Below are 22,569 nucleotides of genomic sequence, written 5' to 3' on the forward strand. Positions count from 1 at the left end.
CTATCGCGTTGCACAAACGCCTTCAAGCGGAGATTGCGGGCGATGGAGATGCAAATCGGTTGAAGCCGCGCCTTTTCCTTCTCCCACAAGGGAGGCGGAGGGCGCGCTCCTCACCCCGCCGTATACCCGCCGTCGATGGCAAAGATACCGCCGCTGGTCCACGCCGCCTCGTCGCTGGCGAGATAGACCGCGATGCCGGCAAGGTCGCTGGTCCGGCCGATGCGGCCGAGCGGATAGCTGCGCTCGACATAGGCCTTGAGCTCGGCTTGCGCGGCTTCCGGCAGGTTTTCGATCGACCTGCGCCGCATCGCTGTGTCGACCGTGCCGGGCGCGATGGCGTTGACCCTTATGCCGCGCGGCCCGAGCTCGAAGGCGAGCGATTTGGTCAGCGAATTGAGCGCGCCCTTCGACAGCGAATAGAGGCTGGACGGCCGCTTCGGGATCATCTTGTGCGCAAAATAGGACGAGATGTTGATCACCGAAGCCGCGCCCGGCGCGAGATGCGGCAACAGCCGTTGCGTGAGGAAGAATACCGCCGTGACGTTGAGCGCGAACGATTGCTGGAACTGGTCCTCGCTGACGGTCTCGAACGGTACCAGGAATGCCACGCCGGCGTTGTTGACGAGGATATCGAGAGGTGGGCCGCGCCTGGCATGCTCGACCACGGCGTCGATGCCGGCGCTGGCCGACAGGTCGGCCGACAGCGTTTCGACATTATTCCCGAGCTGCTCGCGGGCGGCGTCGAGTTTTTTGCCGTCGCGGCCGACGATCAGCACGTCCGCGCCTTCGCGCGAGAAAGCCTCGGCGATTGCCAGCCCGATCCCCTCCGAACCGCCGGTGACCAGTGCCCGTTTGCCGCCTAGTCTCATCCAACACTCCGCGCTTTGCCGTCTTGTCTGGTAGGAGAGCAGCGCCGTTGCCGATTGTGGTCAAGCCTCCGGCTTATCCTACGATATGAACTTTCGGCTGATGCGCCTGGCTATTCGGCAGCGGCTGCACCGCGCCGAACAGCCAGCCGGGTAGCGACAAAATCCTTGACCTGATGAATGGCCTGTTCACGCGTAACGCTGCCTGGCTGCAGGCCAAGCCTCAACCACAGCCCGTCGATCAGGGCGGTGACGCCGAAAGCGATCTCGTCAGCATCGCGCGCCGGCGCCAGACCGCGCAGGCCGGACAGCAGGTTGGAGCGCATGCGCGCATGGATCACCTTCTGGATGCGGGCAAGCTTTTCGTCGCGCGGCACCTCCGCGCAAAGCGAAAGCCAGGCGTGGCAGAGGGACGGCTGGAAGAGATGCGGCTCGAAATTGCCTTCGATTATGGCATCTATCCGTTGCATTGGCGTACGCGCCTGCCTCAACCGCTCCACCACCGCATGACGCAGCACCAGGTTCGATTCGCGCATGGCATGCTCGAAAAGCTCCCGCTTGCTGTTGAAATAGTGCAGCACGATGCCCTTCGACGCGCCGGCCTGTGCCGCCACTTTCTCTATGGTGGCGCCAGCTATGCCTTCGCGCTGAAGCACGGCAAACGCGGCTTGCCGCAGCTCCTTGCGGCGTATGTCGCTGAGACGCTTGAGTTTCACGGGCCGGGATCCATGCATCGAAAACCGATGTTGACATTTTTGTCCGCCGAGATCAATCATTGACCGTTGGGACAATTTAAAAACCGAGTGGTCAACGTCGTTGGTCAAATGAGGAGAACCGAAATGCTTCGTTGCCTTGGAATAGGAGCCTCGCTCTGCGTCCTGCTGGCGATCCAGCCGGCCTTTGCGGCTGAACCCGAGCAATGCAAGGTCGTGCGCATGGCCGAGCCTGGATGGAACGATCTTGCCTTCACCACCGGCGTCACCAGCGTCTTGCTCGATGCGCTCGGCTACAAGCCGGCAAGTTCGCTTCTGGGCATTAACGTCATCTATGAATCCTTGAAGAACAATGATTTAGACGTGTTCCTTGGCTATTGGGATCCGGCGATGATCACCTACTACGAGCCCTATAAGAAGGACGGCTCGGTGGACGATGTGCGCGTCAATCTCGTTGGCGCCAAATACACCTTTGCCGTGCCGACTTACGTCTGGGAGGCCGGCGTCAAGGATTTTGCCGACCTGCAAAAGTTCGCCGACAAGTTCGGCAGGAAGATGTACGGCATCGAGCCGGGCTCGAACCAGCTGATGATGGACGCCATCGCTGATAAGTCGCTCGGCCTCGATGGCTGGCAGGTCGTCGAATCGAGTGAAGCCGGCATGCTTTCCGAGGTCGGCTACGAGATCAAGGAAAAGCGCTTCATCGTCTTCCAGGGCTGGGCGCCGCATCCAATGAACACGATGTACGATTTCAAATATCTGAGCGGCGGCGACAAGTTCTACGGACCGAACTTCGGCGCCGCGACGGTGACGACGCAGGTGCGCAAGGGCTATCTGCAGCAATGCCCGAATGTCGGGCAGTTGCTGAAGAATCTCGCCTTCGACATCGATTTCGAAAATCTCGGCATGGGCTATCTCATCAATGACGGCATGAAGCCGGAGGAAGCCGGCCTGAAGGCGGTCAAGGAGAATCCGGATAGGCTCGGCGCCTGGCTTGCCGGTGTCACCACATTCGATGGCAAGCCCGCGCTCGACGCAGTCAAGCAGCAGCTCGGCCTGTGATATCGGCCGATCAGGCGGGCTGGAACGGCCGCAAGCGCAAGGTCGGTGCTGAAACGGCCTGCGTCGAAATCGCCGGGCAGGAGCCCGCGCTGGTGCTGGTGCACGGCTTCTCCGACACGAGCCGCAGCTTCTCCTTGCTGGCGCCGCATCTCGCCGGGCGCCGGCTTGTCATTCCAGACCTGCGCGGGCATGGCGCCTCGCCGGCCGGGACACGCGGCTTCGCCCCGGCGGATTTCGCGGAAGATGTGGCGAGTTTGATCGAGCGATTGCGGCTCGAGCGGCCGGTTCTGGTCGGGCATTCCCTGGGCAGCATGGTGGCGATCGAGGCAGCCGCGCGCTACCCCGAGATGATCGGTGGCCTGGTGCTGATGGCCGGAACGCTGCGGCCGCAGATCGGTGAGGATCACCCGATGACCATTGGTGTGCGGGCACTTCGAGACCCGATATCGCCGGCCGATCCGTTCTATGAATATTGGCATGCCTGCGAGGCCGAGGTTCCAGCGGACTTCCTGACCATGGCTGCAAAGGAAGCGTCAGCCATGCCGGCGGCACTTTGGTGCGCAATCCTGGAGCAGGTTCGGCGCGTCGATCTGACCGACAAGGCGCGCACGCTGCACCTGCCGGCGCTTGTCATTGCGGGCGGGCGCGACCTGCTCTTCGACGAAACGCACCAACGGCGGCTCCTCGAAGAGATCCCCGCCGCCGCGTTTGTAAGCGCGGTGCGATGCGGACACAACCCGCACTGGGAGGATCCGGCATTGGTTGCGGCAGCCATCGCCCGGTATTTCAAGGTCTGGAATGAAGCCGACCTCGAAGCGACCGGCAATCTGGGCTGAGAGCAGTCATGAACCTTTCCGAATACGTGGCGTTGGATGCCGTCGCCCTGGCCCGGCATGTTCGCTCCGGTGAACTGTCGGCTGTCGAGGTCGTTGAGGCGGCTATCGAAGCGATCGAACGCATCAATCCCGCCATCAATGCCGTGACACTGATCGATGCGGACCGGGCGCTTTCCGCGGCGGCAAGCTGCAACCGGCAGGCCGCACTCGCCGGCATTCCCTTCTTGGTCAAGGACACCGGCGTCAATGTACGGGAGTGGCCGACAACGCACTCGTCGCTCTACTTCAAGGATGTCGCGCCGAAGCCCGACAGCGAGATCGTCCGGCGCTGGCGGGCCGCCGGTCTGATCTTGGTGGGAAAGACAAACACGCCTGAATTTGCCAACGACTTCGTCACCGAACCCAGCTTTCGCGGCCCCACCTTGAACCCCTGGGATCCTTCGCTGACGGCGGGCGGCTCAAGCGGCGGAGCTGCCGCCGCGGTGGCAAGCGGCATGGTGCCGGTCGCCCACGGTTCCGACATCGGCGGCTCGATCCGGGTGCCGGCTGCCTGTTGCGGCGTGTTCGGCATGAAGCCGTCGCGCGGGCTCACGCCTGTCGGCCCCTATCGAGGTCAGGTCGGCGCCGGGCTCTACGCCGACAGTGTCCTATCCCGCACCGTTCGGGACAGCGCCGCTATGCTGGACATGACTGCCGGTCCAGAACAAGGAGCGCCTTACTCCGTGCCGAAATCGGTGCCGTCCTACCTGGACTGGCTGTCTTCGCCCGGCGAGCGTCTGCGCGTCGCGTGCCTGGCGCACCGGCCGGATGGCACGCCGGTCGCGTCCGAGATCGCGGGAAAATTCCAGGAAGCCATGATCCTCCTCGAGGAAATGGGACACGAGGTCACAGAGGCGCGTTTCCCGCGGGAAGCCAGCGCCGAAGCGGACTGGAGCATCTTCTGGATGTCGGAGGTCGCGCGGTTGGTTGACGAGCGCGCCGATGAGATCGGGCGGATGCCGGGTGCCGGCGAAATCGAAAGCCTGACTCGTCACGCGCTCGACTGTTTTCGGCGATCCTCGGCCGCCGATTATCTCAAGGCGCAGGACCATGTGCACAGCGCTTCGCTGGCGATGGCGATGGCATTCGATGGGTTCGACCTGATCATGACGCCGACGACGGCCGAGCTTACGCCCCGGCTTGGCGCCATCCATGGCGATGGTGCTCTCTTCGATTACGAGGCTTGGGCGAGCCGGGCCTACGGCTTCGCGCCCTTCACCGAAATCTTCAATGTCACCGGGCAACCGGCCGCCAGCCTGCCGCTTTTTCAGTCGAAGGGCGGCCTGCCGATTGGCATCCAGCTTATTGGCCGCAAGAACGAGGACCACCGGCTGCTTCGCGTTTCCCTTGACCTGGAGCAGGCAACCGCATGGACGGCGCGTTACCAGGCGATCCATGCCAGGCACTTTCAGGCATGAACCAGGAGGCTCCGGCGACGTAGGGGGGCGTCGACGATGTTGGTTCATACCGAAATTGGGTGCTGCCCGAGCAGCGATCGCGCCGTCGGTAACAGACGCAAAACCTCCGCGGGCCTGGCGAATTCCCCTTGTACGGTCTGCTGAAGCGCCTGCCACTCCGGGGAGGCGGCCAAGGCCGCCTCGTGCCGGGCATACGCTTCGGCGCTGGCGAAACCCGTGACGCTGATGAAGACGTTTTCGCTGGCCCGCACCGGCAGCCGCGGAAAGCTGTTTTCGGCATGTTCGGTGACGAAGGCGGCCAGCGGCTGTGCGCCAAGTGCGGCAAGCACCGGAAGAGCCGCGGTCTGGAAATCCCTGGCGAAGCCGGCTTCCAGGCCCGGTCGCAAATGATGAATCTTGATGACAACAATTGTCTGCAAAGCACTGCTTGTGCTTGGTTCTTCGAGATCCGTCTGGATTGCTCGTTGCGATCCCGAGAGGTCGAAGCCGGCGCCCGGCCAGGTCGGCCTCAGCAGCAGCACGTCGTCGGAATCGATCATCGTGGCGTTGGCGGCGTCGCGCCAGGCAGCCCAGACCGGCCCGTCATAGAAGGCGGTCAGAGCGTTTTTCCGCGCTTCCATGCCGTCGAAGCCGCGCAGCCAGACGAACATGTCCGGCCGGTCGAGATCGCGGAACTGGCCGATGATGGTCATTCCCGCGGTTTCCTGCCCCTCGATCAGGTGATTGTCGAAGATGCCGATCAGCGTCTCGCGCCGGCCGGGTTTCAGCGTGTATTGCCTGAGTTCGACGACGGGCGAGGCGAGCAGATCGGGATTAGGTAGGGCGTTCAAAGGCAGGTTCATCGTGCGAGCTCCAAAACAGGACAGTCATCCTGTTTTGCAAAACAGACCGGTTGTCCTGTTTTGTCAATCTGCTATCGTGTGAAGATGTCAGCAGAGATGTCCGCTCGCCCAAGGTCGCGGGCTCAAAAACGCACCAACGACCCCGAAGGCATGCGCAAGAAAGTGCTCGACGTCGCCGAGGAGGCGTTTCAGGCACGCGGTTATCATGCGTCCAGCATGGGCGACCTGATGGCGACGGCGGGCGTCACCGGTGGTGCGCTGCACCACCATTTCGCGACCAAGAAGGCGCTGGCGCTTGCAGTGATCGAGGAGCGGGTCGCCGCCGCGGTCGAAGAGACATGGATCGCACCGGTGCGGATGGCTCCCTCAGCGCGCGAGGGCGTGCGCTCCGTGTTCGCGGCCGTCGCGGCGGAGCTGGAGCGGCAAGGTTTCGTGCGCGGCTGCCCGCTCAACAACCTGGCGCATGAACTGTCGCTTGCCGATCCGGATTTCCGCATTGCCCTTGCCGGCATTTTTTCGGCCTGGCGCCAGGCGATCGCCGACAAGGTCAGCGCCGATCGGCAGGCGGGACGGGAGCTGGGCACCGATCCGCAGCGCTTCGCAGCGCTCGCCGTCGCCAGCTATTCGGGCGCCATGTCGATGGCCAAGACCGCACAGGACGCAAGCGTGCTGCGCGACTGCCTGATGGCGTTGGAGCAGGGAGTTATGTCGTCCAAAACGGGAACGAGGCGACGTAGCAGGATACTGCACAGAGCCCTTTGACGCCGGCAGGACAGTCGCTCACTATGACCGAGACGGGGAGGCCGAGCTCTTAATTCGGCAGCGGCTTGATCAGCTCGTAGCCGACCACGCTTTCGGCACTGGTGCCCTCGTCATAGCGCCTGGCCACAACTGCCTGCAGATCGGGTGCGTAAAGCGCGGTGAACTCGTCCCGCGTCTCGCCGGCCTCGCTCCTGATCGTCTGCTTGACCGCAAGCACGGCGTATTTGCAATCACCCAGGCTGAACGTCTCCTTGCCCTTGACGTTGATCTCCAGCGTCTCGGTGCCCTTCGGCGGCTTGTTCGGTGCAAGACGGGCAAACACGATCTTGCTCTTGGCCCCCGCCTTCAGTGGGAACACCTTCCTGAGATCGGAAAACGGGATCATCGCCATCTGCCCTGTGCTGCTGTCGCGAAACACTTCGATCAGCCCGCCGAACAGGTACTGCGACTGCGGCGATTGCGACTGGTATTTGTTGGCAACCGCCACCATTCCGCCCGCCGCCGGACGAAATTCGCTGTGGATGCCAGGCCTTTCGAGAACGAAGCCGGCCTTGGCCGATTTGGCGTCGATGCACGCGGAGGCGTGCGCTGCGCTCGTCATCGCCAGAATCGCCATTGTCATGCCGATGGATGCAGTTTTCATGGCGTCCTCCTCTGCCCGCGCAAGTTGAATGCCGAAAGCAATGCCAGACCTGGGAGAACGTGTCGACACACTTTGCGAGCAACTGGACTGCCGGTTCGCGTCGTGCTGAATTTTAGCGCATGATGCATCGTATTTCCGCCCGACCGGTCTCCCGGCGCAGTTTCCTGATGAAGGCAGCGGCCGTTGCCGCGGCCGGCGCCGTTTCGCGCCCGGCCTTCGGCCAGACCGGGCAGCGCATTCCGCCGATCGACGCCACCTTCCTGTTTATCGCTGATGTCCATGCCTGCCGCATGGCGAACGGATTGAGCCCGCACTGCGAGCAGGAGGGCAAGACCGACGCCGCCCTGCTGCGCAATGTCGCCGCGCTCAACGGCGTCGGTGACAGGCAATGGCCAGCTGAAATCAACGGCGTCGCCACCGGTCTGCATTCGACGGGCAATATCGGCACGCCGCTCGGCCTCGTCGTTGGCGGCGACATCACCGATGATGGTGGCGGCCAGATCACCCAGCCCAGCGAAGGCACGCAGCTGCTCCAGTTCAGCCAGCGCTACCAGCAGGGCGTTGGCCCCGACCGCGTGCACATGCCGGTCTATGTCGGCCTCGGCAATCACGACCTCGACCAGAACGGCCCGCGCTCGCATGTCGACTGGTACCGCCGCGAAATGCGCGACTACGTCGAGGTCAATCACCGCCCCGGCGTTTTCTTCAAGCCGCCCGCGCCGGCGACCAACTACGATCTCGAGACCGATTGCTATTCATGGGATTGGGGCGGTCTACATCTTGTCCAGACGCACCGTTTTGCGGGCGATACCGGCCATGGCGCAGTCAGCAGCCTGCCATGGCTGAAGCAGGACCTGGCGACCTATGCCGGCGACGGCCGCCCGGTCATCCTGTTCCAGCATTATGGCTGGGATACTTTTTCGATCGAAAGATGGGACGCCGCCGAGAAAACCTTCGACGACAACGGCAAGGGTCCGCCGCATTGGTGGAGCGAAGCCGACAGGCAGGCGCTGCTGGCCGTGCTGAAGGGCTACAACGTCGTCGGCATCTTCCATGGCCACCAGCACGCGACGCCGATGATCTATCACCGTGACGGGCTCGATTTGTTCAAGCCGAAGGCTGCCTTCATGGGCGGCTTTGCGTTGGCGCGGGTGACCGGCAGCAGCATGGATGTGGTTCTGGGCGAAGCCGCCGGAGATCATGGCGAGGTCGCCTTCACCAATGCGTACAGCAAAAGTCTGACTTTCTGACGGGCAGGAGAGGCCCAAAAAAGGCGGCCGAGCCGCCTTTTTCTGGTTTGCGAAGCGTCGGCGTCAAAGCGCCTTCTTCACCTTGTGCTTCACGTCGCCGTAAGCCTTCTGCATCTTGCCGGTCGCCTTGTCGACGTCGCCTTCGGCCTCGGTGCGCCTGTTGCCGGTGGCCTTGCCGGCGGTCTGCTTGACCGAGCCCTTGGCTTGCTTGGCAACGCCGGCAACCTGATCCTTGTTCACCATCTCGCATCTCCTGATCCGTTCGCCTGGAGAAACGGTCCCGGATCGCTTAGGTTCCGGGTTCTGCCCGTCGATTGGCATAGCTTCCGGTCGCGAAGCCGACAGGATAGGGTGCACCAGGACGCCGAACAGACAGGGGCCGGAGGGACAATGGCTGAATTCACGCTCTTCATCGGCAACAAGTGTTTTTCGTCGTGGTCACTGAGGCCGTGGCTGGCGATGAAGCATCTGGAGATCCCGTTCGAGGAAGGTCTTGTGCGCCTGCGCACGCCCGAGACCGCGGCCAATCTGGCCAGGATATCGCCGACCGGCCAGGTGCCGGTGCTGAACCATCGGCTGCCGAATGGCGAGGTCCGGATCGTCTGGGAAACCCTTGCCATCCTTGAATACCTCGCCGAGTTGTTTCCCGGGAAAAAGCTCTGGCCGGCCGACATCGGCGCCCGCGCGCTGGCCCGCTCGGCGGCGACAGAGATGCATTCCGGCTTTCGCGAGGTCCGCTATGGCTGGCCGATGAATTTGCGCCGGCCAAAAGGCCACAAGCCGCTCGACGCCGAAGGTGAGGCACAAGGGGCGCGCATCGAGGAGCTATGGCGCGAATGCCGCGAAAAATACGGCAAAGGCGGCCCGTTCCTGTTTGGCCATTTCACCGCGGCCGACGCCATGTACGCGCCGGTCGTCACCCGGTTCGACACCTATGGCGGCACGCTGGCAACCGATACCCGCGCCTATGTCGACGCCGTGCTTTCGATGCCGGCGATGCGCCAGTGGTATGCCGAGGCGGCGAAAGAGCCTTGGCCGGAGCCCGGCCCAGACGAATAGAGCCGAGCAACCCGCAAGCTGGTCTTCCACTTCGCCGCCCGCGGCCTATCTGAAGATCCGGCTGGGGCCTCGGAGACTTCACAATGATATCTGTTCCTTCCGCATTGGCCGGCAAGCTCGCGCTCGTTACCGGCGCATCGTCGGGCATTGGCGAGGCGACGGCTGCGGCTTTGGCCGCCGCCGGGGCCAAGGTGGCGATTGCCGCACGCCGCGCCGATCGCCTCGAAGCGCTGGCCGCGCGTATCGAAATGGCCGGCGGCGCGGCGCTCCGCATCGAGGCCGACGTCACCAGCAACGATGATGTCACCGACATGGTCGACAAGGTTGTCGCCGAATGGGGCCGCCTCGACATCCTCGTCAACAATGCCGGGGTGATGCTTCTGTCGCCCGCCGCCGAAGCGGTGCTCGACGACTGGCGCCGCATGGTCGAGCTCAACCTGCTGGCGCTGATGGGGGTCACCAAGGCGGCGCTGCCGCATCTCAGGGCCGCCAAGGGTCACATCGTCAACGTCTCGTCGGTCGCGGGCCGTGTCGCGAATCCGGGGGCCAGCGGCTATGCAGCAACCAAGTTCGGTGTCGTCGGCTTTTCCGAATCGCTGCGTCGCGAAGTCTACGCCGACAAGGTTCGCGTCACCGTCATCGAGCCCGGCCTGGTGCGCACCGAGCTCGGCGACCACATCACCAATCCGGCGTTCAAGGCTGATCTGGACAAGCGGCTTGCCGCAATGGAGGCGCTGCGAGGACATTGCCGCGGCCATTCTCTACGCCGTGAGCCAGCCGCCACACGTCAACGTCAACGAGATCGTCATCCGCCCGACCGACCAGGAACGATGAACGGCGTCGGATCTTTTCGCTACGCCTCAAATCCCGCCCGCAGGAAATCGCCACATTCCTCGACCAGCCGCGACGGGTCCCTCGCGAGGTAGACGCCGAAATCCGCCGTCGGCGCCGGCGGCAGGTTGAAGCGTCCGTTGAGGCTTTGGCAATCGGGCGGCAGCCCCTCCTGCAGCAGAAGCCCGATGCCAAGCCCGGCCCTTAGCGCCGAGATCAGCGTCGCAAAGGTCGACACGCGGCAGCCGATCTTCCAGCCGATCCCGGCCGCGGCGAGCGAAGCCAGCATCCTGTCCTGCCAGGAGCAGGCGCCTTCGAAGATGATCAGCGGCAGCTCGACCTCGTCGTCGATCTCGATCATGCGGCTTGCCGCCCAGACCAGCTGTCGCGACAGATGGCCTCGCGGCGCCATTGTGAAGCGCGCCGGATCGGCCATGACGATGTCGCATTTTCCTTCGCCCAGCGACTTGCTGAGATCGCTGCTGCTGGCCGATGTCAGTTCGATCTCCACGGAAGGATGCCGGCGCCGGAAGTCGGCGATGATCAACGGCAGCCGCGTTACCGCCAAATCCTCGACGATGCCCAGCCGGACACGGCCGACCAGCCTGCGGCCTTCTATCTCACGCCTGGCATCGTCGCCGATCGCGATGGCCTTGCGGGCGAAGGCGAGCAGGATCTCGCCGGCCTCGGTCAGCGTCACGCCGCGCGGCGAGCGGTGCAGCAGCTCCGCGCCGACTTCGCCTTCGAGGCGCTGAAGCTGCATGCTCACCGCCGCCTGGGTGCGGGCAAGCCGATCGGCTGCCCGGCTCACCGTCCCGGTATCGGCCACGGTGACGAAGGCGCGCAGCAGTCTGACGTCGATATCTCCGGTCATAAGAATTCCTGATAGCTGTGTCAGCACTATCAGGCTATCCGAAAGCCCGATCTGAATTCAAGGTCTGCTCGCACGAATGAAAACAGGAGCAGCCACCTTGTCCTACAGAAGAAGATTTGAGGAGTTCGGTGTCGCCTGGCCGTCGCTCGAGCGGCCTGCTTTGCCGTTCTCGCCGACGGTTCGCGTCGCCGACATCGTCTATGTCTCCGGTCAGATTCCCGAGATCGGGCAGGAGATCGCCGCGATCGGCCAGGTTGGCGCAGAGATCGATCTGGCTGCTGCGCGCAACGCCGCCCGGCTTTGCGCGGCCAACGTCGTCTATTGGCTGGACAAGGAACTGGACGGCAATCTCGACCGCGTCGTGAAATTCGCCAAGCTGACCGTCTATGTGAATGCGGCGGCCGGCTTTTCGGCCTATTCGGAGGTCGGCAACGGAGCATCCGAATTTCTGCTCCATGTTTTCGGCGGGCGTGGCGAGCACGCCCGCTGCTCGCTCGGCATGGCCGGCTTGCCGGCCAATGTTCCGGTCGAAGCCGACGCTATCGTGCATGTCCGCTGATGCACCCCCAAAGCATGCCCTCGGGCCTGACCCGAGGCTACGCAGTCGAACCAGGAGGAGGCTTGGCTTGATAAGTGCAAATCTTGAGGGACGGAAGGCGCTGGTTCTCGGCGGAGGCAAGGGCCTCGGTTTCGGCGTTGCCGAAGCGCTCGCGGCGAAAGGTGCCGAGATCATCCTGGTCGGACGAGGGGAGGCGACCCTGGATGCGGCACGGCGCGCGATCGACGCCGCCGGCCACATCTGCTCGACCTTCAGCGCCGACCTCTCGGACAACGACAGCGTCTCCCGACTGATCCGTGCCGTCGAGGACGAGCAGCAGCGGATCGACATCGTCCTGCTCAATGGCGGCGGCCCGCCGCCCTTCGCGGCCAGCGTCTTCGATGCGAGCGTCTGGGAGAAGCAGTTCACCAGCATGGTACTGAGCCAGATGCGCATCGCCATTTCTTTCCTGCCAGGCATGCGGGCGCGGCGCTGGGGGCGCATTATCGCCGTTTCCTCTACATCCGTCCGCGAGCCTATCCCCGGCCTCACCGCTTCGAATGCGCTGCGTGCCTCGCTCGCCGGCTGGGCCAAGACGCTGGCCGGCGAAGTGGCGGCGGACGGCGTCACCGTCAACCTGTTGCTGCCGGGCCGTTTTGCGACGGACCGGACGAAAGAGTTCGACGCCATGGACGCAGCCGACAGGGGTGTCGACGCCGCCGTGATCGCCGCCGAGAGTCAGGCCGAGATCCCGGCAAAGCGCTACGGCACCCCCGCCGAATTCGGCGCTGTTGCCGCGTTCCTGGCCAGCGACGCCGCCGCCTATGTCACCGGCGTGGCATTGCCGGTGGATGGTGGGCTCAGCCGCGGCATGCTGTGAGGAGCAGGAGCAGCGGCGGGACGGTCGCATCACACAGGAACGCCCCTCGTGCCTTTTATCTGCGCGGGGGGCGTCCTGTTTGTCGTCCGCCTTTCTCAAGATCGCTCTTTCGAGAAAGGCTTTTCGACACCGAAAAAATGCCCCGGCGCCAAAATGGTTCCCGGCTGGAGCAATTCCCGGAAAAGTGTGAACGATTTTCCGTCCGGAATTGCGCGAAAACAAAGAGCTCCAAGTGGTTTTTTGGCAGGCAATAGCCCGGCTTTTGCTGTCGGATTTGCCGGCGCGCCGGTCGCTGACGCGCGTCTCCGCGAGTGTCGCAAATCAAAAAATTGACACGGCGCGCAAAGAAGTCTATAAGAACTTTGTCGATGTTTGTTTGACCGACTTTTGTTATCCGCGTGCCAAGGCGCGCCTTTGACGAACTTCCCCATCAATATCGAGACAAACGTTGTTGTGCATCCGCATGACGACGAACGAATATTTGCCATGGAAAGGGTTCGTTATGAGCACAGGCACAGTTAAATGGTTCAACGCCACCAAGGGTTTTGGTTTTATTCAGCCTGACGACGGTTCTGCCGACGTTTTCGTCCACATCTCAGCCGTCGAGCGCGCCGGAATGCGCGACATCGTCGAGGGCCAGAAGCTTGGCTACGAGATGGTCCGCGACAACAAGTCGGGCAAGATGTCCGCCGACCAGTTGAAGGCGGCGTAAAACGGAATTCAGCCTCACCGGTGACCACGGATGTACTGGCACCGGTGAGGCTAATTCCAGCGCATGATCGCGGGAGGCTAAGTCCCCAGTTCATGCGCATGAGAAGAGCGTCTCTTTGCGCGTCTCTCGGGATGCGCAGGCGCTCTCATGGAAGGTCAGGCGGTGCCTGGCCTTTTTCATTTTTGCGCTTCGACCGCCGAAAGAGCGCTGCTCGACGGCCCGGACGTGCTAAGAGGCTGTTTCGAAATTCGCTCTGGCGAGTCATATGGTGGTGGTTTCGAGAACCGGAGCGCAGCGGACATTTGGGCCCGTGAGCACCGGAAGCGCGGAAAGCGCCATCAGATGGCCGTCAGAGTAGAATTCCCAGCAATTTGAAACCGGCTGCCGTATTGCTTTGTGCGGGATCCTGGCCGAAAGACCAGTCTCGTCACCTTTTGGGCGGCGCGCTCCGAACCGGGAGAAAGACCTTGACCGAAACTTCAAAAAAAACCCGCGACCAGGCTGAATCCATCTTCAGCAAGACGCGGACCCAGTCGATGTCGCTCGACCGCATCAATTCCGAACGGGATGCCGTCAGCCAGGCCCGCGAAGCCAAGACCGCGCGGCTGCGCGAACTGCGGCTGGAAAAGGAAGCCGATGACATCGCGGCAACGGCTGCGCTCGCGGCCTCGCCAAAACGCGCAGGCAAACGCTGATGGCCACCAAACGTGTGCCTCAAAAGGCGATCGCCGCCGATTCGACCATTGCCGATGTCGTAGGCGAACTCGACAAGCCGGTCGAATATGTCCGGCGCGTGCTCGAAAAGCTCGAGCGCTGCCGGCGTGTCCACGGCGATGCCCAGGTGCGGCTCGGCGTGCGCGGCCGCGCCGAATGCCCCAATTATCTGATCGAATACGTCCGGGAAAACGCCAAGACGCACGAGCGCGTGACCTTTCAGGACGCCGCCTACAGCGGCAGCACGCATCGCGAGCTGGCCCCCCGGCACATCGAGGAGGCCAGGAACTGGTCGCCCGAAGAAATGAACATCACGGCCGTTTCGGCGCTCATCGGCCGCCTTCGCAATCCGAACGCGCCATCATCGCGTTTCTCTGACGAGGATTGATATGGCAATCAAGTTTTCCGCCAAGGGGCAACCGGCAGCACCTGCTGCCGCCGTGAAGCCGGCCAAGCCGGCCGCCGCGCCAAAAACCGGCGAAGCCGCCGAAGCGGGCACCGATCTGTTCAGGTCGCCGGCCGAAGCGCCGCCGCGCAAGCCGAAGAAGAAATAGCGCCCTTGCAGCAAGATGCCGGCCGGAAATCGGCGCCAAGGCTGCTTGCCTTGGCGGTCGCAGAGGATTCTTCGTCGCCACAAGAGGGCGCCGACCCGGTTGCCTTCGATTGCCAGACTTGTGGCGCCTGCTGCGCCTACTCATCAAGATGGCCGCGCTTTTCAACCGAGGACGACGCTCAGCTCGACCTTATCCCGCAAAAATACGTGGCTGCCGACGAAGCCGGCATGCGCTGCGACGGCGCGCGCTGTTCGGCACTGTGCGGCGAAGTCGGCAAGTCGACCGCCTGCGGAATCTACGAGATCCGTCCCGACGTCTGCCGCGCGTGCATGCCGGGCGATGACGACTGCCTGATGGCGCGCCGGGCTCACGGACTGCCGACGCTGTAATGACAGCACACGGGCTGGCGTCCCCAGTTTAAATTTCCTCAGTCGGATGATCGAAAGTCGCTGCGGTAGAGGCCGGGCGATCGTCCGGTCAATCGTTTGAATGCCTGCGAGAACGACGGCACCGATTCATATCCGACGGCGCGCCCGATCTCGCCAATATTCTGGTTCGTTTCCCGCAGAGCCTTGGCGGCAAGATTCATCCGCCATCGAGTCACATAGGACAGCGGCGGCTGTCCCACCAGTTGAGCGAAGCGACGCGCGAAGGTGGCTCGGGACTGTGCCGCGCCGCTGGCAAGGGAAGCGATGGTCCAGGGATTGCCCGGCCGCTCGTGGATCAGGCGCAAGGCCTGCGCAATGCCTTTGTCGCGCAGGGCGCCAAACCATCCCCCTGTTCCGAGTGGCTGATGTTCGATCCAGGCACGCAACAAGAAGATCAACGTGCTGTCGAGAAGGCGTGGGGCGACAATGTCGTGGCCGCCGAGATTGCCTTTCGCTTCGACCTGCAGAAGTTCCAGGGCAAGCCGCAGCGGCTCGCTGGTGTCGATCTGATACCGGGTCAAATGAATCAGCGGAGGAAACAGCGAAACCATCGGATATGGCCCGACGCCGTCGAGTGAATATCTCGCACAAAGAAGAGTTGTCGCGCCGCTTTCGCTTTTCGGTTCCGGTCCGCTCCGATTTGCGGAAAGGACGGCGGATATCGATGCCGTCGGTGCATCCGCCGGATTGCAAAGGGCATGCCCGATACCGCTCGCGACAAGGATGACGTCTCCCTCGCCTAAGCGGATCGGCTCTTTTTCACCGGCTAGGCGCAACCAGCATTCGCCGTTCTGTATGACGTGGATGGCGGCATTCCTTGTCGGATCGACTGAAATACCCCATGGCCGATGCAGGGTCGCGCTGCCGATCATGACGCTGCCAAATCGCAGCGAAGCAAGAACTTCGGACAAGGCGTCCATGAGAACCATCCTCCGACGATGAACCAGATGACGATATTAGACGATTGGATAAGAATCCAGGCGAATAGCGTATCGACCATCTCACAAGCGTGGCTGATCATGTTGGCAATATCGGCCTGCGGACTCCTGTCCATGCCAGGCAAAAGCAGGCACCCCACGGAGCAAAAACATGCGTGACGAACCATCAAATCCAGTTCCAGCCAAGAGCTTTAATTCGCTCGAGACCAACAAGACGATCGTCCTGGACTTCATCGACAAAGCAGTAAACCAGGGCAACATCGAAGCAGCTTCGATGCATTTTGGCGAACGCTACATCCAGCACAATCCGAACATTGCGGATGGTGCGGACGGCTTCAAAACCTATCTTCAACAGCTCAAACAGTCATTTCCCCTCGTGAGGGGAGAGGTGAAGCGGATTTTTGCCGAAGGGGATTTCGTCATCGTGCACATGCACGCAAAACGTGAACCCGAAGAGGAGGGCTTGGCCATTGTCGACATTTTCAGGCTGAAGGACAGCAAGCTCGTCGAACACTGGGAAGTTCGGCAGCCCATCGCCGATAGCAAGCTGCACGCCAACAGCATGATCTGAATGCGCATAGGCTCTGAGGCTGGCTTGTGCCCGCACGTTTCGCTGATTACGCTGCCGGCGGCAGGGCCAACGCCGGGAGACCATCCGTGAGCATCGAATTCCTGTTGACGTCGCTGATTGTCGTGGCTTCGCCCGGCACCGGCGTTCTCTATACGCTGAGCGCCGGGCTTTCGCGTGGTGCGCGCGCCAGCATCATTGCCGCTTTCGGCTGCACGCTCGGCATTATTCCGCACATGGCGGCCGCCATCACCGGCCTCGCGGCACTGCTGCACACCAGCGCCGTCGCCTTCGAAACGCTGAAATATCTTGGCGTCGCCTATCTTCTCTACATGGCCTGGAACACGCTGAAGGAGAAGGGCGGCCTGAGCGTCGACGAAGATGTCGCGCCGCGATCCGCCGGCAAAGTGATCGCCTCCGGCATTCTGATGAACATCCTCAATCCGAAGCTGTCGATCTTCTTCTTTGCCTTCCTCCCGCAATTCGTCAGCACCACCGAACCGCATGCGCTGTCGAAGATGCTGGAACTCAGCAGCGTCTTCATGCTGCTCACCTTCGCGGTCTTTGTCGGCTACGGCGTTTTCGCGGCGTCAATCCGCAGCCATGTCGTGTCGCGGCCAAAGGTGCTGACCTGGATGCGCCGCACCTTCGCCGGAGCCTTTGTCATGCTCGGCGCCAAACTGGCGCTAGCGGACCGGTAGCTCTCGCTCTTTTGACGCAATTCCGGACGGGAAACCGTTTTCACACCTTTCCTGGAATTGCTTACCGCTGCGGATCGGCCGGCCCGCCTGCGGTTTCGGAAGCCTCGCCGCCTCCGAAACCGGGAGCAGCGCGAACACCCAGCCGCCAGGCCGATGGCGGGACGCCGATCATCTTCTTGAACGCACGGCTGAACGCCGCCTCGGACTCGTAGCCGATTTCCGCCGCTATGTTTGCGACGTTGCTGTTGCCGGTGCTGAGCAGTTCCGAGGCAATCTGCATCCGCCATTTGGCGAGATAGTGCACCGGCGGCATCCCGACGAGCCTGGTGAAGCGCTCGGCCAGCACGGTGCGCGACAGCGCGGCCTCCTTCGCCAGCGCCTCCACCGTCCAATTGTGCGCCGGCCGGTCGTGGATCAGCGCCAGCGCCTTGCTCAGATGCGGATCGCGCAGGCCCGCCAGCCAGCCGGTTTGTTGTGGCGGCAGCGACTCCACATAACGGCGCAGCACGTCGACGAACATCAATTCGCTGAGCTTGGTGAGAACCGTCTCGCTGCCCGCACGCTTTTCCGCGACCTCCGACACCGCCAGCTTGATGAACTGGCCGAGCCAGCCGCCGTCGCCTTTCACGTCTCCGGCCTTGATGACCGGCGGCAGCGCTTCGAGCAGCGGATTGAAGGGCAGCGCATCGCAAGCGAGATAGCCGCATACCAGCCGGGCCGACAGCGATCCGTCCTTGACGTAGTTGATGGGAAACGGTGTCTGGCTGGCGGCGGCGATATCCAGCACATCCGCGGTCGGCGGATCCGCGCGCAGGGCCGGATTGCTCGACATAATATGCGGATCGCTCCTGGTGAAGACCACGACTTCGCCGGCCTCCACGGGTATCGCCTCCTTGCCGATGATGCGGGCGAAGCAGCGGCCGGCCGTGAGCACGTGGTAGGAAATCAGGTGATCCGCGCCCGGCAGTATCCTCGGCAGTATCGAGGCGGGGGAGGGCGAGCAGACCGCCCAGGGGTCCTGGGCCGCGATGTCGAAAAATGTCGCGCCGGTGAGACGCACCTTTTTCAAGAGGTCAGACAGAGCGTCCCCGGCCATTCCATCCATATCCCGTAAGTTGCGCGGCAACCCGGCGCGACATCCCTTTCGAGTTCCGGACGCGCTGTCAAGTAAGGCGGACGCCCCGTCATTCCGTTCATTGCCGGAAGCTTTACACCCGTCGGTGCTGAGTTCTGTCTCAAATCAGCTGCTGAGCGCAGTCGAACTCAAGAAAAATGAGGATCTAAGTCATGACGGTACATAAGGGCGGGTGTTTTTGCGGCGCCGTGGAAATCGAAGTGCACGGAGCGGCCGAGGCGATGGGCTACTGCCATTGCAGTTCCTGCCGTTCGTGGTCGGCGTCTCCCGTGAACGCCTTCACGCTGTGGAAGCCGGAAAACGTCAAGGTCACCAAGGGCGAGGAGTTCCTGTCCGGCTTCGAGAAGTCAAACATGAGCGACCGTCAGTTCTGCACGAAGTGCGGCGGCCATCTGATGACCGATCATCCGCCGCTCGGACTGGTCGACGTCTATGCGGCCACGATACCGACGGTGAAGTTCACGCCGGGGGTTCACATCAACTACGCCGAGACGGTCCTGCCGATGAAGGACGGATTGCCGAAGCTGAAAGACTTCCCCGCCGAACTCGGGGGCTCGGGCGTGAGCGTGCCGGAGTAACCCGGCAATGACACACGATTTCCAACAGCCACATCTCACGACAGGAGAATACGCATGGACATCACGACATTTCGCGCCACGCAGGAGCCGATCAAGGATCTTTATCGCAAGGATGCGCGCGCGGCACTTCTTACGCTGAAGGCCAAGGGCAGTGCCGACGACTCCAAGGTCACCTGCAAGGTCGAGACAGGACGTGGGCTCGCGCTGGCGGGCATCCATCCGAAGGCCGGGGGCAGCGGACAGGAGCTTTGTTCCGGCGACATGCTGCTGGAAGCCCTTGTCGCATGCGCCGGCGTTTCGATGAGGGCGGCGGCCGCCGTCCTCGAAATACCGATCAAGTCGGCCGAAATCTCCGCCTAGGGCGACGTCGATCTTCGCGGCACGCTCGGCGTCACCGAAGGTGTGCCGGTCGGCTTCAAGGAGATCCGCCTGCGGTTCGACATCGAGACCGACGTTGCGCAAGACCGGCTGACTGACCTGCTCGAGCTCACCGATCGCTACTGCGTGATCTTCCAGACGATCCAGCGCAGTCCCAAGACCTTCGTGAAGCTTCACAAAGTCGTGCGGTAACCACGACCTGCCCGGAATCCTAAAACTTTGGGGTTCCGGGCTGGGCCTGAGCGCGGCCTCACTGAATGCAGCTTGGCTGAATGCAGCTTTGTCGCGCCAAGCGTTATCCCTTCACGTAGCCCATCGCCTCGACGATCCGACCGTCCTTGACGCGCATCAGGTTGACGCCGCGGATGGAATTGCCGTCGGCCATCCAGTAGCGCCAGCGGATCGTCGCCCGGTCTCCGGCGACGAAGGTTTCTTCGATGTCGAAGCGCGTGCCGGGTCCGGTCGCGATCGCCGACCACAGTTCGCCGCAGGCGCCCTTGCCGATGCGGCGGCCGCCGTCCGGGGCCGGCGTGGTGTTCTCGATCACGCAGTCTTCCGCCACCAGATCGTCGAGCGCCGATGGGTCGTGGCGCTTGAAGACGTCGTTGTAGCGCCGCATGATCTCGGCCGTTTCGGCGGAGCGTTTGGCCGCGGCGATGTCGATGATGAGTTCCTGTGTCATTGCATATTCCTTTCCCTTCAGTGATCAGTAGCGGTTTCGATGAGGCGGGCCGTGAGCGTGATCACGGCGACGCCGGCCAGCGCCCGCGATACGAGGCAGCTCTCCTTGGCCGTCTGCGCCAGCCGCTCGAAATCCCCCGCCGCCAGCCCGGCGACGCTTGCCTCCGTCTCCAGCTCGATACGGGTCAGCGTCGGTCCGGCCGCGGTGGCGCCGAGATGCGCTTTCGCGATCGTGTGGATGCGCGCGGGGGTGTAACCTTCGCGGCCGAGAATGGCGCTTAGCGCCATCGAGAAGCAGCCGGCATGCGCCGCCGCAATCAATTCCTCCGGGTTGGTGCCGGGACCGTTCTCGAAACGCGACGGGAAGGAGTAGGCACCTTCGAAGACGCCGCTACCGAGCCTCAGCCGACCCGAACCTTCCTTCAACGATCCCTGCCATTGAGCTTCTGCTTCACGAATGGTCATTGCGTCTCTCCTTTTAGTTTGAGGCTCGATCGAATTTTGGGGGTGAACCAGTCAGGCGCCGTCGACGACCACTTTCCCGAAGACGTCGCCTTGCTGGAAATAGCGGTAGGCGTCTTGGGCCTCGTCGAAGGCGAACACCTTGTCGATGACGGGCTTAAGCCGATGCACCGAGATGGCGCGCAGCATGGCTTCGAGGTTGGTGCGATTGCCGACGAACAGCCGGCTGATGGTGGCGAGGCTGCGCTGGTAGACCGGGCCGGGGATCTGCACCGTCCCGCCTTTCGCATCCTGTATGGTGAGAAGCACGATGCGCCCGTAAAGCGCGCAGGCGATCATCGATTGCGCGAAGGTCGGCGGGCCGCCGGTCTCGACGACGAGGTCGATGCCGCCGGTCTGCTCGCGCACCGCAGCACCCCATTCCGGCATGCCGGCTGTCGAGACGACGAGGTCAGCGCCCAGCGCCCGCAGCCGGTCCAGCTTCTCGCTGCGCGAACTGACGGCCACGACCCGGCAGCCGAGCAGCTTGGCGAATTGCAGCGCAAACAGCGCGACGCCACCTGAACCGATGACAAGAACCCATTGGCCGGGCTTCGGCATCTCGGCCGCCGTCACCGCATTCCAGGCGGTCAGGCCGGCGCAGGTCAGCGTCGCCGCTTGATGCCAGTCGAGATGATCGGGAAGCCGCACCGCCCATTGCTCATCGAGCACCGCGTATTCGGTCAGCATCCCGTCCAGCGTGCAACCGAGCTGGTCGATCAGCCCGGCATTGATGTGGCCGTCGATCCAGCGCGCAAAATAGCTGCCGGTGATGCGGTCGCCGACGGCGAAGCGGGTGACGGCATCGCCGACGGCAACGACTTCACCGGCACCGTCGCTCAGCGGGATAACGCCCTGGCGTGGCGCCAGTGGATAGGTGCCGTTGAGGATCATCGTGTCGCGGCGGTTGAGCGAAGCGGCGCGCACACACACGACGATCTCGTGTTGCTTCGGCGCCGGCTGCGCCTCGTCGCGCCTCACCAGGCGTTCGATTCCGCCGGTTCCTTCAAGGCGATAACTGCGCATATCGGCTTTCTCTCCCGAATATGTAGACTGATCTACATATTATGTAGACCGATTGCTATATTCGACCCAAGGCCTATAGTGTTCACTCCTGACAGAGGTTGACATGGCGAACGACACCCGCACCCGCATGATCGAGACGACGGCGCGGCTGCTGAGGCAGCGCGGCTACCACGGCACTTCGCTCAATGACATATTGAGCGCCTCGGGTGCGCCTAGAGGCTCGCTCTACTTCCACTTTCCGGGCGGCAAGGACCAATTGGTCATCGAGGTGACGCGCGACAGCGTCGACGAGGTGACGCAGAGGCTGGGCGCCGCGCTCGCCGCCGAAAAGGACCCGGCGGTGGCTGTCCACCACATCTACCAGTCGGTCGCGCGCATGCTGGAAGACAATCAGTTCACGCTCGGTTGCCCGATCGCGCCCGTGGTGCTGGACTCGCCGGCAGACATGCCGGAGTTGGCCGAATTGTGCCGCTCGGCTTTCGAGCAGTGGATAGGCTTGCTCAGGGCCGCCTTCGTCAGGGCAGGGGTGCCCGAGCGCCGCGCGCACGCGCTCGCATTGCTGGTCGAATCATCGCTGGAAGGGTTGATGGTGATCGCACGCGCCACCCACGACCGTGCCCCTGTGCTGGCAGTAGCCGATGAAGTCGCGGCGCTGATTGAGGGTGCATTGCCTGCCAAAATCTCACCCTCGCGGCGGATTGACGCCGCCGTCTGAGCGGGCAAACCGCTAAGCAAAGCAAACAAAAAGGGCGACCTCTCGGCCGCCCTTTTCGTATCTGAAGGTAGATGGGCTGGACTAGAAATCCATGCCGCCACTCAAGCCCGCTTGCGGGCTTGAGCAACGTGAGTTCATGGGCGTGCTTTATAGACTTCTTAGAAGTCCATGCCGCCACTCAAGCCCGCTTGCGGGTTTGAGCAACGTGAGTTCACGGGCGTGCTTTATGGACTTCTTAGAAGTCCATGCCGCCACTCAAGCCCGCTTGCGGGCTTGAGCAACGTGAGTTCATGGGCGTGCTTTATAGACTTCTTAGAAGTCCATGCC

At 62.9% G+C, this 22,569-nt stretch carries 30 protein-coding genes and 1 pseudogene; 20 read left to right on the forward strand and 11 right to left on the reverse strand.

From position 1 onward, the window contains the following. Positions 1 to 110: 110 nt before the first annotated feature. Both NKJ72_RS21630 and betI read right to left on the reverse strand, forming a co-directional pair. Complete coding sequence (locus NKJ72_RS21630) at positions 111 to 869, reverse strand: SDR family NAD(P)-dependent oxidoreductase (protein ID WP_352479298.1); 759 nt, start codon at positions 867 to 869, stop codon at positions 111 to 113. A gap of 110 nt (positions 870 to 979) precedes the next feature. Beyond that, entirely contained in the window at positions 980 to 1,582 is a 603-nt protein-coding gene (gene betI, locus NKJ72_RS21635; RefSeq protein ID WP_352479299.1) for a choline-binding transcriptional repressor BetI, read from the reverse strand. A 123-nt stretch (positions 1,583 to 1,705) separates the two neighbouring features. Between betI and choX the strand changes: the two genes are divergently transcribed. Genes choX through NKJ72_RS21650 form a run of 3 tightly spaced genes read left to right on the forward strand, consistent with a single transcriptional unit; the run spans position 1,706 to position 4,934 of the window. After that, complete coding sequence (choX, locus tag NKJ72_RS21640) at positions 1,706 to 2,641, forward strand: choline ABC transporter substrate-binding protein (RefSeq protein ID WP_352479300.1); 936 nt, start codon at positions 1,706 to 1,708, stop codon at positions 2,639 to 2,641. Continuing rightward, positions 2,638 to 3,477, forward strand: coding sequence for an alpha/beta fold hydrolase (locus tag NKJ72_RS21645; RefSeq protein WP_352479301.1), 840 nt, complete (start codon positions 2,638 to 2,640; stop codon positions 3,475 to 3,477). The genes choX and NKJ72_RS21645 overlap by 4 nt, the downstream gene beginning before the upstream one ends. Positions 3,478 to 3,485: 8 nt before the next feature. Beyond that, positions 3,486 to 4,934, forward strand: coding sequence for an amidase (locus NKJ72_RS21650; protein ID WP_352479302.1), 1,449 nt, complete (start codon positions 3,486 to 3,488; stop codon positions 4,932 to 4,934). 44 nt (positions 4,935 to 4,978) lie between these two features. Here NKJ72_RS21650 and NKJ72_RS21655 read toward each other — a convergent pair whose 3' ends face one another. Then, positions 4,979 to 5,776, reverse strand: a complete 798-nt coding sequence (locus tag NKJ72_RS21655) for an NIPSNAP family protein (protein WP_352479303.1) — start codon at positions 5,774 to 5,776, stop codon at positions 4,979 to 4,981. 150 nt (positions 5,777 to 5,926) lie between these two features. On the opposite strand from NKJ72_RS21655, the gene NKJ72_RS21660 reads away from it, so the two are divergent. Continuing rightward, positions 5,927 to 6,538 (forward strand): LmrA/YxaF family transcription factor, encoded by a 612-nt coding sequence (locus NKJ72_RS21660; protein WP_352479304.1) that lies wholly within the window; start codon positions 5,927 to 5,929, stop codon positions 6,536 to 6,538. A gap of 49 nt (positions 6,539 to 6,587) precedes the next feature. Here NKJ72_RS21660 and NKJ72_RS21665 read toward each other — a convergent pair whose 3' ends face one another. Next, the gene (locus NKJ72_RS21665; protein ID WP_352479305.1) at positions 6,588 to 7,181 is read right to left on the reverse strand and encodes a hypothetical protein; all 594 of its coding nucleotides are present in this window, start codon (positions 7,179 to 7,181) and stop codon (positions 6,588 to 6,590) included. Between the two features lie 119 nt (positions 7,182 to 7,300). Here NKJ72_RS21665 and NKJ72_RS21670 point away from each other — a divergent pair, with 119 nt between their 5' ends. Next, positions 7,301 to 8,431 (forward strand): metallophosphoesterase, encoded by a 1,131-nt coding sequence (locus NKJ72_RS21670; protein WP_352479306.1) that lies wholly within the window; start codon positions 7,301 to 7,303, stop codon positions 8,429 to 8,431. 63 nt (positions 8,432 to 8,494) lie between these two features. Here NKJ72_RS21670 and NKJ72_RS21675 read toward each other — a convergent pair whose 3' ends face one another. Beyond that, positions 8,495 to 8,674: a CsbD family protein gene (locus NKJ72_RS21675; protein WP_352479307.1), complete on the reverse strand. Its 180-nt coding sequence runs from the start codon at positions 8,672 to 8,674 to the stop codon at positions 8,495 to 8,497. A gap of 147 nt (positions 8,675 to 8,821) precedes the next feature. Here NKJ72_RS21675 and NKJ72_RS21680 point away from each other — a divergent pair, with 147 nt between their 5' ends. Together NKJ72_RS21680 and NKJ72_RS21685 are read left to right on the forward strand one after the other, a co-directional pair. Further along, complete coding sequence (locus NKJ72_RS21680; RefSeq protein ID WP_352479308.1) at positions 8,822 to 9,490, forward strand: glutathione S-transferase family protein; 669 nt, start codon at positions 8,822 to 8,824, stop codon at positions 9,488 to 9,490. 83 nt (positions 9,491 to 9,573) lie between these two features. Next, positions 9,574 to 10,416 carry an SDR family NAD(P)-dependent oxidoreductase gene (locus NKJ72_RS21685; protein WP_352479309.1) on the forward strand — a complete coding sequence of 281 codons (843 nt, stop codon included), beginning with the start codon at positions 9,574 to 9,576 and terminating at the stop codon, positions 10,414 to 10,416. Here the strand turns inward: NKJ72_RS21685 and NKJ72_RS21690 are convergent. Next, a complete protein-coding gene (locus NKJ72_RS21690; RefSeq protein WP_352479310.1) occupies positions 10,344 to 11,195 on the reverse strand; it encodes a LysR family transcriptional regulator in 852 nt (283 codons plus the stop codon). The genes NKJ72_RS21685 and NKJ72_RS21690 overlap by 73 nt on opposite strands. A gap of 97 nt (positions 11,196 to 11,292) precedes the next feature. On the opposite strand from NKJ72_RS21690, the gene NKJ72_RS21695 reads away from it, so the two are divergent. From NKJ72_RS21695 to NKJ72_RS21730, 8 genes are all read left to right on the forward strand, one after another. Beyond that, the gene (locus tag NKJ72_RS21695; RefSeq protein WP_352479311.1) at positions 11,293 to 11,754 is read left to right on the forward strand and encodes a RidA family protein; all 462 of its coding nucleotides are present in this window, start codon (positions 11,293 to 11,295) and stop codon (positions 11,752 to 11,754) included. Between the two features lie 67 nt (positions 11,755 to 11,821). Continuing rightward, a complete protein-coding gene (locus NKJ72_RS21700; protein ID WP_352479312.1) occupies positions 11,822 to 12,613 on the forward strand; it encodes an SDR family oxidoreductase in 792 nt (263 codons plus the stop codon). Between the two features lie 232 nt (positions 12,614 to 12,845). Beyond that, positions 12,846 to 13,031 (forward strand): hypothetical protein, encoded by a 186-nt coding sequence (locus NKJ72_RS21705; RefSeq protein WP_352479313.1) that lies wholly within the window; start codon positions 12,846 to 12,848, stop codon positions 13,029 to 13,031. Between the two features lie 84 nt (positions 13,032 to 13,115). After that, on the forward strand, positions 13,116 to 13,325 hold the full coding sequence (locus tag NKJ72_RS21710; RefSeq protein ID WP_010915421.1) for a cold-shock protein: 210 nt from the start codon (positions 13,116 to 13,118) through the stop codon (positions 13,323 to 13,325). Positions 13,326 to 13,792: 467 nt separating this feature from the next. Continuing rightward, positions 13,793 to 14,020, forward strand: coding sequence for a hypothetical protein (locus tag NKJ72_RS21715; protein WP_352479329.1), 228 nt, complete (start codon positions 13,793 to 13,795; stop codon positions 14,018 to 14,020). Then, positions 14,020 to 14,427 (forward strand): hypothetical protein, encoded by a 408-nt coding sequence (locus tag NKJ72_RS21720; protein WP_254820653.1) that lies wholly within the window; start codon positions 14,020 to 14,022, stop codon positions 14,425 to 14,427. Before NKJ72_RS21715 ends, NKJ72_RS21720 begins: the two co-directional genes overlap by 1 nt. Before the next feature lies 1 nt (position 14,428). Further along, positions 14,429 to 14,593: a hypothetical protein gene (locus NKJ72_RS21725; protein ID WP_023722752.1), complete on the forward strand. Its 165-nt coding sequence runs from the start codon at positions 14,429 to 14,431 to the stop codon at positions 14,591 to 14,593. A gap of 50 nt (positions 14,594 to 14,643) precedes the next feature. After that, on the forward strand, positions 14,644 to 14,982 hold the full coding sequence (locus NKJ72_RS21730) for a YkgJ family cysteine cluster protein (RefSeq protein WP_352479330.1): 339 nt from the start codon (positions 14,644 to 14,646) through the stop codon (positions 14,980 to 14,982). Between the two features lie 38 nt (positions 14,983 to 15,020). Here the strand turns inward: NKJ72_RS21730 and NKJ72_RS21735 are convergent, their stop codons facing one another. Next, positions 15,021 to 15,950: an AraC family transcriptional regulator gene (locus tag NKJ72_RS21735; protein ID WP_352479314.1), complete on the reverse strand. Its 930-nt coding sequence runs from the start codon at positions 15,948 to 15,950 to the stop codon at positions 15,021 to 15,023. A gap of 160 nt (positions 15,951 to 16,110) precedes the next feature. On the opposite strand from NKJ72_RS21735, the gene NKJ72_RS21740 reads away from it, so the two are divergent. Together NKJ72_RS21740 and NKJ72_RS21745 are read left to right on the forward strand one after the other, a co-directional pair. Further along, positions 16,111 to 16,530 carry a nuclear transport factor 2 family protein gene (locus tag NKJ72_RS21740; RefSeq protein ID WP_352479315.1) on the forward strand — a complete coding sequence of 140 codons (420 nt, stop codon included), beginning with the start codon at positions 16,111 to 16,113 and terminating at the stop codon, positions 16,528 to 16,530. 86 nt (positions 16,531 to 16,616) lie between these two features. Further along, on the forward strand, positions 16,617 to 17,228 hold the full coding sequence (locus tag NKJ72_RS21745; protein WP_352479316.1) for a LysE family translocator: 612 nt from the start codon (positions 16,617 to 16,619) through the stop codon (positions 17,226 to 17,228). A 61-nt stretch (positions 17,229 to 17,289) separates the two neighbouring features. Here the strand turns inward: NKJ72_RS21745 and NKJ72_RS21750 are convergent, their stop codons facing one another. Beyond that, entirely contained in the window at positions 17,290 to 18,324 is a 1,035-nt protein-coding gene (locus tag NKJ72_RS21750) for an AraC family transcriptional regulator (RefSeq protein WP_352479317.1), read from the reverse strand. Positions 18,325 to 18,515: 191 nt separating this feature from the next. Between NKJ72_RS21750 and NKJ72_RS21755 the strand changes: the two genes are divergently transcribed. After that, positions 18,516 to 18,941, forward strand: coding sequence for a GFA family protein (locus tag NKJ72_RS21755; protein ID WP_352479318.1), 426 nt, complete (start codon positions 18,516 to 18,518; stop codon positions 18,939 to 18,941). A 54-nt stretch (positions 18,942 to 18,995) separates the two neighbouring features. Then, a pseudogene (locus NKJ72_RS21760) lies at positions 18,996 to 19,511 on the forward strand (OsmC family protein). 103 nt (positions 19,512 to 19,614) lie between these two features. Here the strand turns inward: NKJ72_RS21760 and NKJ72_RS21765 are convergent. Genes NKJ72_RS21765 through NKJ72_RS21775 form a run of 3 tightly spaced genes read right to left on the reverse strand, consistent with a single transcriptional unit; the run spans position 19,615 to position 21,527 of the window. Beyond that, positions 19,615 to 20,001: a nuclear transport factor 2 family protein gene (locus tag NKJ72_RS21765; protein WP_352479319.1), complete on the reverse strand. Its 387-nt coding sequence runs from the start codon at positions 19,999 to 20,001 to the stop codon at positions 19,615 to 19,617. Between the two features lie 17 nt (positions 20,002 to 20,018). Beyond that, positions 20,019 to 20,465: an OsmC family protein gene (locus NKJ72_RS21770; protein WP_352479320.1), complete on the reverse strand. Its 447-nt coding sequence runs from the start codon at positions 20,463 to 20,465 to the stop codon at positions 20,019 to 20,021. 51 nt (positions 20,466 to 20,516) lie between these two features. Further along, on the reverse strand, positions 20,517 to 21,527 hold the full coding sequence (locus tag NKJ72_RS21775) for a zinc-dependent alcohol dehydrogenase family protein (RefSeq protein WP_352479321.1): 1,011 nt from the start codon (positions 21,525 to 21,527) through the stop codon (positions 20,517 to 20,519). A gap of 103 nt (positions 21,528 to 21,630) precedes the next feature. Here NKJ72_RS21775 and NKJ72_RS21780 point away from each other — a divergent pair, with 103 nt between their 5' ends. Next, positions 21,631 to 22,242: a TetR/AcrR family transcriptional regulator gene (locus NKJ72_RS21780; RefSeq protein ID WP_352479322.1), complete on the forward strand. Its 612-nt coding sequence runs from the start codon at positions 21,631 to 21,633 to the stop codon at positions 22,240 to 22,242. Positions 22,243 to 22,569: the final 327 nt, after the last annotated feature.

This window comes from Mesorhizobium sp. M0045, assembly GCF_040323385.1.
GTDB lineage: Bacteria > Pseudomonadota > Alphaproteobacteria > Rhizobiales > Rhizobiaceae > Mesorhizobium.

What these genes read in the sequence shown, in the direction of transcription:
- NKJ72_RS21630 (WP_352479298.1), bottom strand. Translation starts at nt 869, where the DNA reads ATGAGACTAGGCGGCAAACGGGCACTGGTCACCGGCGGTTCGGAGGGG.
- choX (WP_352479300.1), top strand. Translation starts at nt 1,706, where the DNA reads ATGCTTCGTTGCCTTGGAATAGGAGCCTCGCTCTGCGTCCTGCTGGCG.
- NKJ72_RS21650 (WP_352479302.1), top strand. Translation starts at nt 3,486, where the DNA reads ATGAACCTTTCCGAATACGTGGCGTTGGATGCCGTCGCCCTGGCCCGG.
- NKJ72_RS21655 (WP_352479303.1), bottom strand. Translation starts at nt 5,776, where the DNA reads ATGAACCTGCCTTTGAACGCCCTACCTAATCCCGATCTGCTCGCCTCG.
- NKJ72_RS21660 (WP_352479304.1), top strand. Translation starts at nt 5,927, where the DNA reads ATGCGCAAGAAAGTGCTCGACGTCGCCGAGGAGGCGTTTCAGGCACGC.
- NKJ72_RS21665 (WP_352479305.1), bottom strand. Translation starts at nt 7,181, where the DNA reads ATGAAAACTGCATCCATCGGCATGACAATGGCGATTCTGGCGATGACG.
- NKJ72_RS21670 (WP_352479306.1), top strand. Translation starts at nt 7,301, where the DNA reads ATGATGCATCGTATTTCCGCCCGACCGGTCTCCCGGCGCAGTTTCCTG.
- NKJ72_RS21675 (WP_352479307.1), bottom strand. Translation starts at nt 8,674, where the DNA reads ATGGTGAACAAGGATCAGGTTGCCGGCGTTGCCAAGCAAGCCAAGGGC.
- NKJ72_RS21680 (WP_352479308.1), top strand. Translation starts at nt 8,822, where the DNA reads ATGGCTGAATTCACGCTCTTCATCGGCAACAAGTGTTTTTCGTCGTGG.
- NKJ72_RS21685 (WP_352479309.1), top strand. Translation starts at nt 9,574, where the DNA reads ATGATATCTGTTCCTTCCGCATTGGCCGGCAAGCTCGCGCTCGTTACC.
- NKJ72_RS21690 (WP_352479310.1), bottom strand. Translation starts at nt 11,195, where the DNA reads ATGACCGGAGATATCGACGTCAGACTGCTGCGCGCCTTCGTCACCGTG.
- NKJ72_RS21710 (WP_010915421.1), top strand. Translation starts at nt 13,116, where the DNA reads ATGAGCACAGGCACAGTTAAATGGTTCAACGCCACCAAGGGTTTTGGT.
- NKJ72_RS21720 (WP_254820653.1), top strand. Translation starts at nt 14,020, where the DNA reads ATGGCCACCAAACGTGTGCCTCAAAAGGCGATCGCCGCCGATTCGACC.
- NKJ72_RS21725 (WP_023722752.1), top strand. Translation starts at nt 14,429, where the DNA reads ATGGCAATCAAGTTTTCCGCCAAGGGGCAACCGGCAGCACCTGCTGCC.
- NKJ72_RS21735 (WP_352479314.1), bottom strand. Translation starts at nt 15,950, where the DNA reads ATGGTTCTCATGGACGCCTTGTCCGAAGTTCTTGCTTCGCTGCGATTT.
- NKJ72_RS21740 (WP_352479315.1), top strand. Translation starts at nt 16,111, where the DNA reads ATGCGTGACGAACCATCAAATCCAGTTCCAGCCAAGAGCTTTAATTCG.
- NKJ72_RS21750 (WP_352479317.1), bottom strand. Translation starts at nt 18,324, where the DNA reads ATGGCCGGGGACGCTCTGTCTGACCTCTTGAAAAAGGTGCGTCTCACC.
- NKJ72_RS21755 (WP_352479318.1), top strand. Translation starts at nt 18,516, where the DNA reads ATGACGGTACATAAGGGCGGGTGTTTTTGCGGCGCCGTGGAAATCGAA.
- NKJ72_RS21765 (WP_352479319.1), bottom strand. Translation starts at nt 20,001, where the DNA reads ATGACACAGGAACTCATCATCGACATCGCCGCGGCCAAACGCTCCGCC.
- NKJ72_RS21770 (WP_352479320.1), bottom strand. Translation starts at nt 20,465, where the DNA reads ATGACCATTCGTGAAGCAGAAGCTCAATGGCAGGGATCGTTGAAGGAA.
- NKJ72_RS21775 (WP_352479321.1), bottom strand. Translation starts at nt 21,527, where the DNA reads ATGCGCAGTTATCGCCTTGAAGGAACCGGCGGAATCGAACGCCTGGTG.
- NKJ72_RS21780 (WP_352479322.1), top strand. Translation starts at nt 21,631, where the DNA reads ATGGCGAACGACACCCGCACCCGCATGATCGAGACGACGGCGCGGCTG.